The following is a 14,633-nucleotide window of genomic DNA, read 5'->3' on the forward strand; positions in this document are numbered from 1 at the left end:
TGACCTTTTCGCCATGCGCTACCGACGAGCTGTCGAAAAGCTGCGCGAGCTGGCTGACGCGTGCGAGCAGGCGAAACGCCTGCCGGCCGACGAGCCGTTCCTGCGTGCGGCGTACGTCTTCGGAGATGTCCTCGCCGGAGCCGATCCCGTTGAGTCCGTCCAGGTCGCGTTCGCCCTCGACCTGCCGGCCGAGGAGGTGCCATGGTGCTCGCAACCGCCCGGGACGGCGTGGCTGGCGGATCGCCTGCGGGTGGACAAGGGCGGGTTCGCGTACTGCTGGCGGTCGCGGCACGAGCCGGTGTGGAACCACGTGATCCGTGCGCCGGTCCGGTTCTGGTCGGTCGATGGACCTGACGAGGCCGTGCTGGACGCCCTGCGCGAGCGCCGGTTCGGGGATCTGCCGGGAAACCCGGCGAGCGTCGCGGAACTGCGGCGGCGCACCGAAACGGAACTCGACCGCGCGCTCGCACGACTCCGCGTCGCACATCAGAAGTACTGGGATCGGGATTGGCGCCGCGAGCATCGGGGGCTTGGCCGCTATCCGGAGAACAGCCTGTGGGAAGCCGTGGACGGCTATCTCGATCTTCTGAATGCCGTGCACAGCCGGGACGCGGCGGCGGCCGAGCCGGAGGAGCGCGACCGGCGATAGCCGGGGCGGCTCGCTGGACACCTGAATGCAGGGTCGCCTAGCGGCAAGCGGGCACGCCGTCCGGCTTCGCGCGCGGCCGTCCGCACTGCGAGGCAGACCAGGAAGTCGCACAGCACTCCGCGGAACAACAGCGCACTCGCCGATTCCGCGGTTCTCGCTTTGCCGCCGTCGCCTGGTTCGATCCGAGCGATGTGTCCGCTGTGGACTGCTTCCATCCAAGCGCGAAGGGTCAGGCGTTGATCGTTGACGTGGCTGGAAAGCCTTGGGCTCCTGATCGCTTCTGCGTGTCCGGGGCGACGAAGGGAACGCGGGACGCCAAGGAATTCCTAACGTTCCAGTACGGACGCGGCGGTGTCCTCGGGTGCGGTGCGAGCCGAAACCGCGTCGCCGAGCCGTTCGGCAGCGAAGTCGAGAAGGGCGGAGGCGCGCGGAGTGAGCTTCATGTCCGCGGGCCAGATCCCCACTACGTGGGTCACCGTGACCGGGGGGTCGAGGGGCCGGATGACGACCGGTCGTCCCTCGATGCTCACGGGGAGCGCGTGGGGCCGGGACATGAGCAGCCCGTAGCCGAGTCCGCGGCCCACCAGTGCCTCGACGAGGCCGATCTGGGAGACCCTGGCTTCGATCTTGGGCTCCAGGCCGCGCGCGGTGAACGCGTCCGCCACGTTGCGGACGCCCGGTGTCGCGTCGTACTGGATGTAGGGCTCATCGGCGAGATCCGCTAGGTCCACTGTTTCGGCCGCCGCGAGCGGATGCCCGGGAGGCAGGTGCGCCTCGAGTTCGGTCGCGTAGATCCTGCGGCGGCGGCATCCGGTCGGCAGCGACACGTCGTACACGAGGGCCACGTCGAGCCGCCCTGCCTCGAGATCGGAGAGCAGTTCTTCGTTGGTGCCCACCGTGATCCCGATGCTCACGCCAGGATGGCGCTTGGGGAAGCCCTCGAGAAGCTCCGGCACCACGTTCGCGGCGAAGCTCGAGTAGCAGCCGAGCCGCACCGGACCCCGCAGCTCCTGTTCGCGCCCGGCGTTCAGGACGAGTTCGTGCGTGTCGGCCACGATCTGACGAGCCCGTCTGGCGAAATCCTGACCGGTCGGAGTGAGCGTGAGCCCTCTGGCCTTGCGCCGCACGCACAGCTGCTCGCCGACGGCGCTTTCGAGGCTCGACACCGCCTGCGACAGCGCGGATTCCGAGATGTGCAGGTGCGCCGCGGCCGCGCTGAGCGTGGGGAAGTTCGGCAGTGCCGCGAACAGTTCGAGTTGCCGCAGGCTCACCTCGGAGATGGCTGCCCTTCCCCTTCTTCAGTTCAACCGAATTACATCCTCACATTACCACGATTTACACGCAGAGGAAGGCCTCGCATGATGGGAGGAACAGCTTCCCGATCCCTCCGAACGGAGGGCTGGCAAGGACTTTGGGGGAGAAGCAGTGGCAAGTCAGGACACTCGCATCGCGATCATCGGCGGAGGGATGGGCGGGCTGACGGCCGCGATCGCGCTGCGGAAGATCGCCGGAGTACGGGCCACCGTGTTCGAGCAGGCGGGCAAGCTGGGCGAAGTGGGCGCGGGGGTCACGGTCGCGCCGAACGCCGCGCGCGTTCTCGAGAGGCTCGGCGTGCTCGATCGGATCAGGCGGGTCGGAGCGGTCCCGGACGGGCACGGCGTCTACCTGAACGCCATGGGCGGTCTGGTGACCGACGCGGCCTGGGAGGACTCGGCCAAGCAGCACCAGAACATCGGCATGTACCGCCCGGACCTGATCGACGCCTTGGCACAGGAGGTCGATCCGGCGACCATCCGTCTCGGCCACCGGCTGGTTTCCGTGGAGCCACTGGGCTCCGGCGTCCGCGTCGAGTTCGAGAACGGCGCGGACGGCGTGTTCGACGCCGTGATCGGAGCGGACGGCATCCATTCGGTGGTGCGGGGAGCCGTCGGCCAGTTCCCAGAGTCGGTCTACTCCGGGTACATCGTTTATCGCGGAGTGGTCGACGCGTCCCGCCTGCCCGGCGACTGGCCCATGATCAGCCAGGTGTGGATGGGCAACCGGAGGCACTTCATGTGCTATCCGCTGCAGCAGCGGAAGCTGTTCAACTTCGTCGCCGGCATCCCGAGCGACCGGCCGCTCGACGGGGCCTGGTCCGGCCCGGCGGAGGTCGGCGAACTCGCCGCCGAGTTCGCGGGCGCGGACTGGGACCCGAGACTCCAGGAGTTCATCGGGCGCATCGAGCACACCTTCTGGTGGGGCCTCTTCGATCACGAACCTCTCGCCAACTGGTCCCGAGGGCCGATCACCTTGCTCGGCGACGCGGCGCACACGATGCTGCCGCACCAGGGACAGGGGGTGAACCAGGCGATCGAGGACAGCATGGCGCTCGCGACGTTCCTCGCGGCGGCCGACAGCGTCGCCGACATTCCCGAGGCGTTCAGGCGCTACACCTCGGTCCGCATGCAACGCACGGCGATCCTGCAGAACGGCTCTCGCCGGGCCGGCGCCATGTTCGACGCGCAGTACGAATTCGCGGACCTCGAGAAGCGCGACGCCGATCTCCGGGTCGGGCGCGATTTCCGGCGGAGCGCGGTATTCGACTACGACGCACAGAAGGTGGCCGAACAGGCGCTCAACCGATTTCAGGGGGTACCGGTCGCATGACCTCGATCAGCATCATCGGCAGCGGCAAGATGAGCGGGGCGATCGCGGAGGTCGCGGCCCGGGCAGGCACAAGCGTCCAGATCATCAAGCGCAGTGCGGAAAGCAGGTCCGCGGCGCGTCCTGGTCCCGGCTACGGCGTCATGGGCGACAAGCTCACCGGAGACCTGGTCGTGCTCGCCGTTCCCTACGGGGCGTACCCGGGCATCGTCGAGCACTATCGGGACCAGTTCCGCGAAAAGGTCGTCATCGACATCAGCAACCCCATCGATTTCTCCACCTACGACCGGCTGAAGTCACCCGCTGATTCGTCCACCGCGGCCGAACTCGTGAAGCTGCTGCCCGCAGGCACTGCCGTCGTCAAGGCGTTCAACGTCAATCTCGGAGACACGCTCGTCAGCGGCACGAACGGCACGACGCGCACGACCGTCCTGTTCGCCGGTGACTACGCCGAGGCGAAGATGGCCGTCGCGGAGTTCATCGAGGCGGCGGGAATGCGCGCGGTCGACGTCGGCCCGCTGACCCGCGCAAGGGAACTCGAGGCGATGGGGTTCCTCCAGATCGTGGTGGCAGCACTCGGCAAGACGCGGTACGAGTCGGGATTCGCGCTGTTGGAGTGAGCGGCGTCGAGTGCCTCCGCGTGCTCCGGTGAACGGGGTCAGTGCCGGCAGGCGGCCGCCCCGTGGCAGGAGGCCATCGCCCGCAGCGTGTCGTGCAGTTGCCGGGCCTTGTCCGGCGGCAGTTGAGCGGCGGTGTTGTGCAGTTCCTGCGGATCTGTGGTCCGGTCGTAGTACTCCTTGGCGCCGTCGGCGTATTCGACGTAGGTGTAGGCGGTGCTCCGAATCGCCTCGTAGGTGGTCGGATTGCCACTGTTCTTCGCGGGCTTGTCCGGGTCGTTCTTGTCGAAATCGGGGCCGTGGTGCTCCACCAGCCCGACGGTGCGCCACGCCGGCGGTGCGGTGCCGTTCAGCAACGGCACCAGGCTTTCGCCGTCGACCGGTGCGGGGGTCGGGGCCCCTGCCAGCGCTTCGAAAGTCGGCCGCAGGTCGATGTTCTCGGCGGGCTGGTCCACCGTCGCGCCCGCCTTGACGCCGGGGCCGGTGACTATCAACGGCACGTGCACGTCCGTGTCGAACGCCGTCTGCTTTCCGGGCGTGAGCCGGTACTCGCCCATGTGGTAGCCGTTGTCCGAGGTGAAGACGAGGTCGGTGTTCCCGCGTACTCCGGCTTTGTCCAGTGCCGCTTGCACCGTGCCGATCATCTTGTCGACCGACTGCACGGCCTGCGCTCGCTTGCGGAAGTCCTTGTCGATGGTCTGTTTTTCCCGGTCGGTCAACGGGGTGCGGGAGGCGAGCCACGACGGCGGCGAGGAAGGGAGCGTGTCGTACGCGGGGCCGCGCGGTGCGGTGAGCCCGGGGAACGCGCCGGCGTCGCGGGGCGCGGGGGTGTAGGGGCCGTGCGGGGCGAACGTGGCGAGTTCCATCGCGAACGGGGTGTGGTCGGCCGCCGAACTGGCCACGAATCGCGCGGCCTTGTCCGCCATGACGTCGACGAGGTAGTCCTCGGGCTTCTTGCCGTAATGCTTGACGGTGCCGTTCTCGTTGAGGTCGTAGTCGAATTCGCGGTAGCCGTTCCCCGCGACGTCCCATTCGTTCCAGCCGGGCGGGATCCCGTCGGATTTCGGCTGGTAGCCGTTGAGATACTTGCCCATCATCGCGGTCCGGTACCCGGCCTGCTGCAACGACGTCGCGTAGGTCGACTTGTCGTCGCCGCGGCCATGGAAGACGCGGTAGCCGCCGTCCGCGCCGCCGTTGGTGAACACGCCGGTGTCGTGCGGGACCATCCCGGTGAACAGCGACGAGCGCGACGGGCAGCAGAGGGAGTCGGTGACGGTGTAGTTGGCGAACGAGGTGCCGTTGCGGGCCATTTCCTGGACGTGCGGCAGATACGGCAGCAGGTTCATCGACAGATCGTCGGTGAGCACGAGGACGATGTTCGGTTTGCCGCCGGCCGCGGCGGGCTGGCCCGGCACGCAGGCGACGGCCGTCGAAGCCACTGTCAAGGCCAGCAGTGAGATCAGGAGCGAACGAGCGCGTTGCGGCATGCCCCGCACGCTAGAACCGCGATCCGCGAACTCGGTTCGGAGCGTGTTCGGGTTCGGTAAATCCGCCGCGCGCTCAGCCGAGTTCCTGAGCCAGCCCGACGACGATGTTCTCCGGACCCCGCACGTAACACAGCAGGAAGATGTCCTCGTACTGCACCACCTCGTCGACCAGTTCGGCTCCGTGGGCGCGCAGGCGGGCGAGGGTGTCCTCGAGGTCGTCGACCGCGAACATCATCCGGCGGATGCCGAGCGTGTTCGCCGGGGCCTGCCACGGCTCCGGAGCGATCGCCTTCGGCTGGTGGAATTTCGCCAGTTCGACCCGCCCGGGTCCGTCGGGGACGCGCAGCATGGCGACGTCCTGCCGGATGTCCTTCAGGCCGACCACCCGTTCCGCGCCGCGCCAGTCCAGCGGGCCCTTGTTTTCCAGTTCCAGCCCCAGTTCGACGAAGAACGCGATGACCGCGTCGAGGTCCTCGACGACGATGAGGACGTTGTCCATCCGCTTGACCGTCATGCGGTCACCGTAGCCTGCTCCGAAAAGCCTTAGTGGTGCTATTCTTAGCCCAAAGCTATTCAGGGGGTGCCGGATGCCGAAGCGGACCGAGCCGGACGAGGTCGACGAGATGCTCGCGCAGTGGCGGGACGAGGTGCCGGAGGTAGACACGTCGCCGCTCGCGGTGTTCGGGCGGTTGCACCGTTCGTTCGACCGGTACCAGCGGCAGCTGACGCGCGTGTTCGCCCGGCACGGGATCACGGTGGCGGACTTCGGGATCCTCGCCGCACTCCGGCGGGGCGGCGCGCCTTACCGCCGCACAGCCGGGGACCTCGCCGACACGAACCTGCTCACCACCGGCGGCATCACCCAGCGGGTCGACAAGCTGGTGCAGGCCGGACTCGTCCGTCGCGAACGCGACGAGGACGACCGCCGGGTCGTGTTCATCGGCCTCACCGAGGAGGGGCTCGCGGCTACGGACAAAGTGGTGCACGAGCATTTCCCCAACGAGAATCGCATGCTGGCCGGGTTGACCGCGGCGGAACGGGCGCAGCTGGCGAAGTTGCTGGGGAAGCTGGAGCAGTCGCTGGACCAGGCTGAGTTCGGCGGGTGAACGGTGCCTGGCTCGTGAGTGTTGGCGCCGGTTCTAACCGGCGCCAACACTCACGAGGCAGTCAGCCCCGAGCCCACGGAATCGGTTCGTCCGCCAAGCTCAGATACAAGCTCTTCTGCCGCTGATAACTCCGGATCGCGGTGCGCCCCTTGTCCGTCCCGAGGCCGCTTTCCTTCGTGCCGCTGAACGGGGTCGAGATGCTGAACTGCTTGTACGTGTTGATCCACACCGTCCCGGCCTCGACGCGGCGGGCCAGGCGGAGCGCGCGGCGGTAGTCGGCGGTCCAGATGCCGCACGCCAGGCCGTAGACGGTCGAATTCGCCTGGGCGACCAGGTCTTCCTCGTCGTCGTAGGGCAGCAGGACGCCGACCGGGCCGAAGATTTCCTCCTGGCACGTCTTCGCGTCGGGCGCGAGGCCGTCCAGCAGGGTCGGCAGGTAGTACGCGCCGCGTGACAGGCGTTCGTCGGAAGGGATTTGCCCGCCGCAGCGGACCGCCGCGCCTTCTTCGCGGGCGCGGTCTACCATCGCGGCCACCTTGTCGCGGTGGGCGAACGTCGCCAGCGGACCGACCTGGGTGGCCGGGTCGGTGCCGGGGCCCAGTCGCAGGGCGGTGGCCGCCTCGATCAGGCGGGAAGCCCATTCGCCGTACTGCTTGCGCGGCAGGAAGATCCGCGATCCGGCGATGCAGCTCTGCCCGGTCGACGAGAAGATTCCATACAGGATTCCGGCGACAGTCTCCTCGACGTCGGCGTCCTCGCAGACGATCGTCGGGGACTTGCCGCCGAGTTCCATGGTGACCGGGATGATCCGGTCCGCGGCGATCCTGCCGAGCACGCGTCCGGTGGTGGTGCCGCCGGTGAAGGCGAGCTTGCCGACCAGCGGGTGGCGGGAGATCGCGTCGCCGACGACCGAGCCGGGGCCGGGCAGGACGGACAGCAGCGCGGGCGGCACGCCGGCGTCGTGGACGAGGCGGGCCAGTGCCAGCGAAACCAGGGGAGTGGCTTCCGCCGGTTTGAGCAGGACGGCGTTCCCGGCGGCCAGCGCCGGGGCGATTTTCTGGGCGTCGCTGGCGATCGGCGAGTTCCAGGGCGTGATCGCGCCGACGACGCCGATCGGTTCGTGCACGCTCATCGTCAGGTGTGCGCCGCGGCTGGGCGGGAGTTCGCCTTCGAGGGTTTCGAGCGCGGCCGCGTAGTAGCGGAAGGTGCCAGCCGCGCTCGCGACCAGCGCACGCGTTTCGCCGAGTGCTTTGCCGGTATTGCGGGTTTGCAGCAGGGCGAGTTGCTCGGCGTGGTCCTCGATCGCGTCGGCGACGCGGGTCAGCAGCCGGGCGCGCTGGTGCGGCAGCAGGTCTCGCCACGCCGGGTCCGCGGCGGCCGCGGTGCCGGCCCGGGCGGCGGCGTCGACCTGGGCGGAGTCGGCGGCGTGGATCGAGGCGACCGCCGACCCGTCGGCGGGGTCCACGCACGCGGACGCGGGACCGCCGCCGCGCTGCCAGTCGCCGCCGACCGGGATTTCGTCGGGCGGGACGGGGAAGGGCTGCATGGCGACGTCCTTTCGGCGCGGATGACGAGGAGTGCGACCGAGGAAACCTTAGACCTAAGATTTCGTCAAGGCCTGACGCCGCGCGCGAGCCGCCGGGAGACCGCCGGAAAGAATTTTAGGCCTAAGGGGTTGTGCGGGTCACAGCCCTCGGGGTACAACCCTTATCAGTAAGTCTCTTAGACCTAAGGCATTCGGCGGCGAGCCCGCCGAGGACCACCGGAGGAGTTGCCCCGCGATGACCACCACCGAAAACAAGCACCAGGAACTCGAGGAGCTCATCGACTCGTGCATCGCCGCTCGCGAGACGCGGTACGAGGACTGGGACACTCTCGGCTTCCAGGCCGCCGCGAAGGGCGACGAGTTCCGCCGCGCGCAGATCCGCTACATCGGCTCCGGCGCGACCGGCAACCACGAGGGCGACGCGCGCCAGCTGCCCTCGGAGCACTTCACCTTCTCCAACATGCGGCTGCCGGTCGGCGCGATCGGCCCGGAGCACACCCACCACGACGTGGAAGAGGCGTTCTTCGTCCTCGAGGGGACGCTGGAGGTGACCGTGCACGACGTCGAGGACGGCACCAAGACCGCGACCCGCGTGCTCGGCTACCGCGACCTGATCCGCGTGCCCGCCGGGGTGCCGCGCAGCCTGCGCAACGCCGGCGACACCGACGCGCTGTTCTGCGTCATCATCGGCGCGCAGAAGCCGCAGCTGCCGACTTACCCGCCCACCTCGCCGATGCACGGCGTCACTCGCTGAGAAGAGACCGCGATGCCGACGATGCTGCGGGTGCACCGGACGACGTGGCTGGCCGACCGGGTCACGCAGGTGGAACTGCGCGATCCGGAAGGAAAGCCGCTGCCCGGCTGGGAGCCGGGAGCGCACCTTTCCCTGCACCTGCCGAACGGGCTGGTGCGCGAGTACTCCCTCTGCGGCGACCCGGTCGATCGGCACAGCTGGACGGTCGCGGTGCTGCGGGAGGAATCCTCGCGCGGCGGCAGCGCGTGGGTGCACGAGCGGCTCACCGCGGGGAGCGTCATCCCCGTCGAGGGCCCGCGCAACACCTTCGAACTGCACGACGCCCCGGAGCACCTGCTCATCGCCGGCGGCATCGGCGTCACCCCGATCCTCGCGATGGCCCGGCAGCTCGCGGCGGGCTCCGCGCCGTGGTCCATGCTCTACTGTGGACGGTCGCGCGGCGGAATGGCTTTCCTGGACGAGCTTTCCGGGCTCGCCGGGGACCGGCTGGAAGTGCACGCCGACGACGAGCACGGCGGTCCGCCCGATCTGGCCGCGAGGCTGGCCGGGCTCGCCCCGGGCACGGTCGTGCACTGCTGCGGCCCCGAACCGCTGCTCCAAGCAGTCGAGGCGGCCCTGCCGGAAACAGCGACCTTGCGGGTCGAACGCTTCCGGGCCCCCGAGGCTCCGGCCGCCGCGCCGGGAACGGGATTCGACGTCGTGTGCGCCGGTTCCGGGACCCGGGTCGCGGTCGCCGCCGACGAGTCCATTGTGGACGCCCTCGGCCGCACCGGGATTTCCGTGCCGACTTCGTGCCGCGAGGGCGTGTGCGGGACTTGTGAAACGAAGGTGCTCTCCGGCGAACCGGACCACCGCGATTTCGTGCTCGACGACGACGAGAAGGCGACCTCCGGGACCATGATGCTGTGCGTGTCGCGGTGCCGGTCCGCCGAACTCGTGCTCGATCTGTAGAAGAACCGATCCTGAGGAGCCGGCCATGGCCGGACACACCCACCGGCAGCTCGCCGTGCTGCGCGCCGCCGCCGCGGGGCACGTGGAGATGACGTGCAGCCGCGAACCGCACCTCTACGTCGACGGCCTCGCCTGCTGCGACCCGACCCTCGGGCACCAGCTGGCCGGCCTGCTCGCCCCCGAACCGGCCGCGCCGCGCGGACCGGGGCTCCGGGTGCCCGCGGTGCTCACCGCCGCCGGGCAGGCCGTGCTCGCCCCGTCCGCCGCCTGACGGCTCGTGCGCACCGCCGGTGAGAACCGGCATCGCCACGCACGAAGCCTGACCCACCACGAACCGAAGGGAACGCCCGATGCCGCTGCAGCTGCGGCCGGTGCAGAGCCGCACCGCCCCGCCAACGAGCTACGAGAACGCGCTGGCCGACGAGCTGGAAGCCGTCTACGGCCGGGGCGTGCACGACCTGCCCGGCGTGGTCTCCGCGCTCAACGCGGGCGGCCTGCGCCCGGCGGACGGCTCCGACTGGACCGAAGAGACGTTCACCGCCGAACTCGCGCGGCTGGCAGGGGAGGCGTGATGGCGACCAAAACCGCCGAAGAGCTGCTGGCACTGGGCCTGCGCGACCGCTGGTACCCGCTGTGCCCGTCCGGCACCGTCAAACGCGGCGAGCTGACCCGCATCGAACGGGCCGGGGAGCAACTGCTGCTCTGGCGCGACTCCGCCGGGGTCGTGCACGTTCAGGAAGACCGCTGTCCGCACCGCGGCGCGCGGCTTTCGCTCGGTGTGCACATGGGCGACCGGGTCGCCTGCAACTACCACGGCGTGCAGGTGGACGGCGGCGGTGTCGTCGTGTCGGTCCCCGGCAGCCCGGGGTGTGCGCTGGAGGGCCGGCGCGCGCTGCGGACGTTTCCCGCGGAGGAACACGCCGGTGCCGTTTTCGCCTGGTTCGGCCTGGACGAAACGGCCGAGCCGACGCCGTTGCAGCTGCCGGACCCGATCGCGGGCGGCGAGTGGGACAACTTCCTCTGCTACGTCGAATGGGACGCGCCGTACGGTTACTCCCTGGACAATCTGCTCGACCCGATGCACGGCGCGTTCCTGCACCGCAACAGCCACACCATGTTCGGCGGCAAGCGCGAGGCCGTCTTCCAGATCCGCGCGATCGACGACGGGTTCGTCTTCGAGAAAACCGACCAGCGCGGCGTGAACTTCGACTGGGTGCAGCTCACCGACGCGGGCGCGCAGTGGGTCACGCTCGACATCCCGTACCCGGACACCGCCGGTCCGGGCGGCGCGTTCACCATCGTCGCCGCTCTGTGCGCGATCAACGAGACCCAGCACGCGGCCTTCTTCTGGCGCTGCCGCAAGGTTTCCGGCTGGGAACGCGACAGCTGGCGCGTGCTTTACCGCAACCGGCTCGAAGCCCGGCACTGGGCGGTGCTGGAGCAGGACCGCGAGATGGCCGAGGCGATGCCGCTCGACGCGTGGGACCGGGAAAACCTGTACCAGCACGACATCGCGCTCGTCCGGATGCGCCGGCTGCTGCGGTCGGAAGCCCGCCGCCAGGCCGCCGCGCTCGCCGCTCCCGCCGCCGCACCGGCCCCAGCCGCGCCCGTGCCCGCCCCGACCCGCTGACGTTTCAGGAGGCCCCATGTCCGCCGAACCCATCGCGCGGCTCCGCGCCCTGCGCGCGGTGACGCTGCGTTCGACGCAGTGCGCCGATTCCGGCGAGTTCTACCGCGAAGTCTGGGGGCTGCAGCAGGTCGAAGCCGACCGCGGCACCGTGTGGCTGCGCGGTTCCGGCGACGAGCACCACGTGCTCCAGCTCGAACAGGCCGACCAGAACGCGCTGGGCAAGATCGCGTTCGCGGTCGCCACTCCGCGCGAGGTCGACGCGGCCGCCGCGCGACTGGCCGCGCACGGCGTCCCGCTGGTCACCGAACCCGGCAAGCTCGACCAGGTCGGCGGCGGGTACGGCCTGCGCTTCGCCGATCCGGAAGGCCGGCTGGTGGAGCTGTCCGCCGAGGTCGACGCGGTCGTCCCGGGCGACCCTTACGGTCGCGCCGCGGTGCCGCGGAAACTGGCGCACGTCGTGCTCAACACGGTCGACATCGACGCGGCCTGCGAGTTCTACACGCGGGTGCTGGGCATGCGGATCTCGGACTGGTCCGAGCACCAGATGGCGTTCCTGCGCTGCAACGCCGACCACCACGTGATCGCGTTCAACCAGGCGGAATTCGCGTCGGTGAACCACATCGCGTACGAGATGAACTCGATCGACCACTTCATGCGCGGCATCGGGCGGCTCAAGCACAACGGCGTCACGCCGCTGTGGGGCCCCGGCCGGCACGGTCCGGGCAGCAACACCTTCGGCTACTTCGCCGACCCGGCCGGGCTCGTCTGCGAGTACACCTCCGAGGTCGCGCAGGTCGAGGAAGACGCGTGGCTGTGCCGGGTGTGGCGGCGCACGCCGGAGCTGTCCGACCTGTGGGGCACCGCGGGTCCGCCGTCGAAGGACGTCCGCGCGCACATGCGCGGCGTGCCGGACCCCGGCTATTCGGCGTGGTGGCAGTCGTGAAGGTAGGAGTGCTGGGCGCGGGATCGATCGGCTCGGTCGTCGCGGAGGCGTTGCGCGACGGGCTGGTGCCGGGCGCGGAGCTGGCCGGGGTCGTCGATCCGGCGCTGTCCCCGGCGGGACTGCCGATGTGCGCGCTGCCGGAGCTGCTGTCCACTTCGGACTTGGTGGTCGAGGCGGCCGGACAGCGGGCGCTGGCGGACGCGGGGCCGCAGGTGCTGTCGGCGGGGTGCGACCTGCTGGTGGTTTCGGTCGGCGCGCTGGCGGCGGACGGGCTGCTGGAGAAGCTGCTCGCGGCCGGTCCGGGCGCGGTCCATTTGTCGACCGGCGCGATCGGCGGGCTCGACCTGCTGCGTTCGGCGGCGCTGCTCGGGCAGTTCGAGCGGGTGGTCATCGAGACGACGAAGAAGGCGTCTTCGCTGGTCCAGCCGTGGATGTCCGAGGCGGAGGCGGAGGAGTTGCGGCAGGCGACCGCGCCGGTCGAATTGCGGCGCGGGCCCGCGCGGGAGATCACCGCGGCGTTCCCGAAGTCGGCGAACGTGGCCGCGTCGGTGGCGCTGGCGGTGCGGGATTGGGACGTCGTGGAGGCGGCGGTGATCGCCGATCCGGCCGCGCCGTTGACCTCGCACGTCATCACCGCGGCCGGTCCGGCGGGGGAGTACCGGTTCGAGATCCGCAACCGGCCCTCGCCGCAGACGCCGACGTCGAGCCAGGTCGTGCCGTACGCGGTGCTGTCCGCGCTGGAAGCGCTGGCGACGCCGAGGGCGGTGTTCCGGTGACTTCCACAGTGGACGGGGTGCGGGTGCGGATCGCCGGGGACGGCAGTCCAGTGCTGTTGCTGCACGGCATCGGCGGATTGAGCGCGTCGTTCGACGCGCAGGTGGCTGGTCTGGCGCCGAAACACCGGGTGCTGGCTTGGGACGCGCCGGGCTACGGCGGTTCGGCCGATCCGGAGAAGCCGCTGGGCATGGCCGGATACGCGGCGCTCGTCGGCCGTCTGCTGACCTCGCTGGACGCGGCGCCGGCACATCTCGTGGGCGTCTCGTGGGGCGGCGTGATCGCGACCCGCGTCGCGCTGGACTACCCGGAGGTCGTGCGGTCGCTGGTGCTGGCCGATTCGACCCGGGGCTCCGGCGTCGACTCCGAGCGCGCTGCGGTGATGCGGGCCCGGCCGAGCGAACTGAACCGGGTAGGTGCGGCGGAATTCGCCCGTCGGCGCGCGCCCCGGCTGCTCGCGCCCGGCGCGGATCCAGCGGTGGCGCAACGGGTCGAGGACATCATGGCGGGCATCCGGCTGCCCGGGTACACGTCCGCCGCGGAATCGATGGCCGAGACGGATCACGGTCCGCGGCTGTCCCGGATCTCGGTGCCGACGCTGGTGCTCGTCGGCGAGCACGACCAGGTGACCGGGGTGTCCGAGTCGCGACGGCTCGCCGCGTCGATCCCGGGTGCTCGGCTGGAAGTGCTGCCCGGCGGGCACGCGGCGAATCAGGAATCGCCGCGCCGGTTTTCCGCCGAGGTGCTGGACTTTCTGTCCCAAGTGGACTCGGTGGTGGCGCGATGAAGGACCGGCTGTATGTGGTCACCGGCGCGGGCCGCGGGCTCGGCTGGGCGATCGCCCGCGAGATCGGGCGTCAAGGCGGTCGCGTCGTGATTGCCGAACGTTCTCCGGATCGGGCCGCGGACGGGGTCGCCCGGTTGCGGGCGGAAGGCGTTGAGGCGCACCGGATCGACACAGATGTCGCGGATCCAGAGTCGGTCGCGGCCTTGGCGGACGCGGTCGCGAAGCTCGGCCCGTTGCACGGCTTGGTGAACAACGCGGCGATGGCCGATGGCGTGGGCGGCAAGCACTTCGCGGAGCTGGACGTCGAAGCGTGGGACATGTTGATGACCGTCAACGCTCGCGGTCCGTGGCTCGTCTCTCGCGCGCTGTATCCGCAGCTTGCGCAGACCGGCGGACGCATCGTGAACCTCGCGTCCGACGCCGCGCTGTACGGCTCGCCGCGGCTGGTCCAGTACGTGGCCTCGAAGGGCGCGGTGATCGCGATGACCCGTGCGATGGCGCGGGACGGCGGCCCGGACGGCGTGACCGTCAACGCGGTCGCGCCCGGGCTGACCGAGGTCGAAGCCACCGCGGGCATTCCGCGGGAACGGCACGACCTGTACGCGATGAACCGCGCGCTGACCCGGCCGCAACAGCCGGAGGACGTCGTCGGTTCGGTGGCGTTCCTGCTGTCCGACGCGGCCTCCTACATCACCGGCCAGACCCTCGTGGTCGACGGCGGATTCGTCTGCAGCTGAAGGGAAAAC

Annotated in this window: 17 protein-coding genes; 13 read left to right on the forward strand and 4 right to left on the reverse strand. The window is 70.0% G+C overall.

Features of this window, described 5'->3' with window-relative positions; translation table 11 throughout:
- Positions 1-13: 13 nt before the first annotated feature.
- Entirely contained in the window at positions 14-649 is a 636-nt protein-coding gene (locus PUT80_RS27215; RefSeq protein ID WP_275293938.1) for a hypothetical protein, read from the forward strand.
- Positions 650-975: 326 nt separating this feature from the next.
- Here PUT80_RS27215 and PUT80_RS27220 read toward each other — a convergent pair whose 3' ends face one another.
- Positions 976-1,920, reverse strand: a complete 945-nt coding sequence (locus tag PUT80_RS27220) for a LysR family transcriptional regulator (protein WP_275293939.1) — start codon at positions 1,918-1,920, stop codon at positions 976-978.
- 154 nt (positions 1,921-2,074) lie between these two features.
- On the opposite strand from PUT80_RS27220, the gene PUT80_RS27225 reads away from it, so the two are divergent.
- Together PUT80_RS27225 and PUT80_RS27230 are read left to right on the forward strand one after the other, a co-directional pair.
- The gene (locus PUT80_RS27225) at positions 2,075-3,295 is read left to right on the forward strand and encodes an FAD-dependent monooxygenase (RefSeq protein ID WP_275293940.1); all 1,221 of its coding nucleotides are present in this window, start codon (positions 2,075-2,077) and stop codon (positions 3,293-3,295) included.
- Entirely contained in the window at positions 3,292-3,912 is a 621-nt protein-coding gene (locus tag PUT80_RS27230; RefSeq protein WP_275293941.1) for an NAD(P)-binding domain-containing protein, read from the forward strand. Before PUT80_RS27225 ends, PUT80_RS27230 begins: the two co-directional genes overlap by 4 nt.
- A gap of 38 nt (positions 3,913-3,950) precedes the next feature.
- Here the strand turns inward: PUT80_RS27230 and PUT80_RS27235 are convergent, their stop codons facing one another.
- Together PUT80_RS27235 and PUT80_RS27240 are read right to left on the reverse strand one after the other, a co-directional pair.
- Entirely contained in the window at positions 3,951-5,396 is a 1,446-nt protein-coding gene (locus tag PUT80_RS27235; RefSeq protein ID WP_275293942.1) for a sulfatase, read from the reverse strand.
- Positions 5,397-5,469: 73 nt separating this feature from the next.
- Positions 5,470-5,910, reverse strand: a complete 441-nt coding sequence (locus tag PUT80_RS27240) for a VOC family protein (protein ID WP_275293943.1) — start codon at positions 5,908-5,910, stop codon at positions 5,470-5,472.
- 73 nt (positions 5,911-5,983) lie between these two features.
- Here PUT80_RS27240 and PUT80_RS27245 point away from each other — a divergent pair, with 73 nt between their 5' ends.
- Positions 5,984-6,502, forward strand: a complete 519-nt coding sequence (locus PUT80_RS27245; protein WP_275293944.1) for a MarR family winged helix-turn-helix transcriptional regulator — start codon at positions 5,984-5,986, stop codon at positions 6,500-6,502.
- A gap of 61 nt (positions 6,503-6,563) precedes the next feature.
- On the opposite strand, the gene PUT80_RS27250 is transcribed toward PUT80_RS27245, so the two are convergent.
- Positions 6,564-8,048, reverse strand: coding sequence for an aldehyde dehydrogenase family protein (locus tag PUT80_RS27250; RefSeq protein ID WP_275293945.1), 1,485 nt, complete (start codon positions 8,046-8,048; stop codon positions 6,564-6,566).
- A gap of 235 nt (positions 8,049-8,283) precedes the next feature.
- Between PUT80_RS27250 and PUT80_RS27255 the strand changes: the two genes are divergently transcribed.
- From PUT80_RS27255 to PUT80_RS27295, 9 genes are all read left to right on the forward strand, one after another.
- Positions 8,284-8,802: a cupin domain-containing protein gene (locus PUT80_RS27255; RefSeq protein ID WP_037814787.1), complete on the forward strand. Its 519-nt coding sequence runs from the start codon at positions 8,284-8,286 to the stop codon at positions 8,800-8,802.
- Positions 8,803-8,814: 12 nt separating this feature from the next.
- Positions 8,815-9,753 carry a PDR/VanB family oxidoreductase gene (locus PUT80_RS27260; protein WP_275293946.1) on the forward strand — a complete coding sequence of 313 codons (939 nt, stop codon included), beginning with the start codon at positions 8,815-8,817 and terminating at the stop codon, positions 9,751-9,753.
- A gap of 25 nt (positions 9,754-9,778) precedes the next feature.
- Positions 9,779-10,024: a hypothetical protein gene (locus tag PUT80_RS27265; protein ID WP_037814791.1), complete on the forward strand. Its 246-nt coding sequence runs from the start codon at positions 9,779-9,781 to the stop codon at positions 10,022-10,024.
- A 79-nt stretch (positions 10,025-10,103) separates the two neighbouring features.
- A complete protein-coding gene (locus PUT80_RS27270; protein ID WP_037814792.1) occupies positions 10,104-10,325 on the forward strand; it encodes a recombinase-like helix-turn-helix domain-containing protein in 222 nt (73 codons plus the stop codon).
- Positions 10,325-11,383, forward strand: coding sequence for a Rieske 2Fe-2S domain-containing protein (locus tag PUT80_RS27275; protein WP_275293947.1), 1,059 nt, complete (start codon positions 10,325-10,327; stop codon positions 11,381-11,383). The genes PUT80_RS27270 and PUT80_RS27275 overlap by 1 nt, the downstream gene beginning before the upstream one ends.
- A 16-nt stretch (positions 11,384-11,399) precedes the next feature.
- A complete protein-coding gene (locus tag PUT80_RS27280) occupies positions 11,400-12,326 on the forward strand; it encodes a VOC family protein (protein WP_275293948.1) in 927 nt (308 codons plus the stop codon).
- On the forward strand, positions 12,323-13,102 hold the full coding sequence (locus PUT80_RS27285) for an aspartate dehydrogenase domain-containing protein (protein WP_240690664.1): 780 nt from the start codon (positions 12,323-12,325) through the stop codon (positions 13,100-13,102). Before PUT80_RS27280 ends, PUT80_RS27285 begins: the two co-directional genes overlap by 4 nt.
- Positions 13,099-13,887: an alpha/beta fold hydrolase gene (locus PUT80_RS27290; protein WP_275293949.1), complete on the forward strand. Its 789-nt coding sequence runs from the start codon at positions 13,099-13,101 to the stop codon at positions 13,885-13,887. Before PUT80_RS27285 ends, PUT80_RS27290 begins: the two co-directional genes overlap by 4 nt.
- Entirely contained in the window at positions 13,884-14,624 is a 741-nt protein-coding gene (locus tag PUT80_RS27295) for a 3-oxoacyl-ACP reductase family protein (RefSeq protein WP_275293950.1), read from the forward strand. The genes PUT80_RS27290 and PUT80_RS27295 overlap by 4 nt, the downstream gene beginning before the upstream one ends.
- Positions 14,625-14,633: the final 9 nt, after the last annotated feature.

The sequence above is a fragment of the Amycolatopsis sp. La24 genome (assembly GCF_029087445.1).
Taxonomy (GTDB): Bacteria; Actinomycetota; Actinomycetes; order Mycobacteriales; family Pseudonocardiaceae; genus Amycolatopsis; species Amycolatopsis nivea.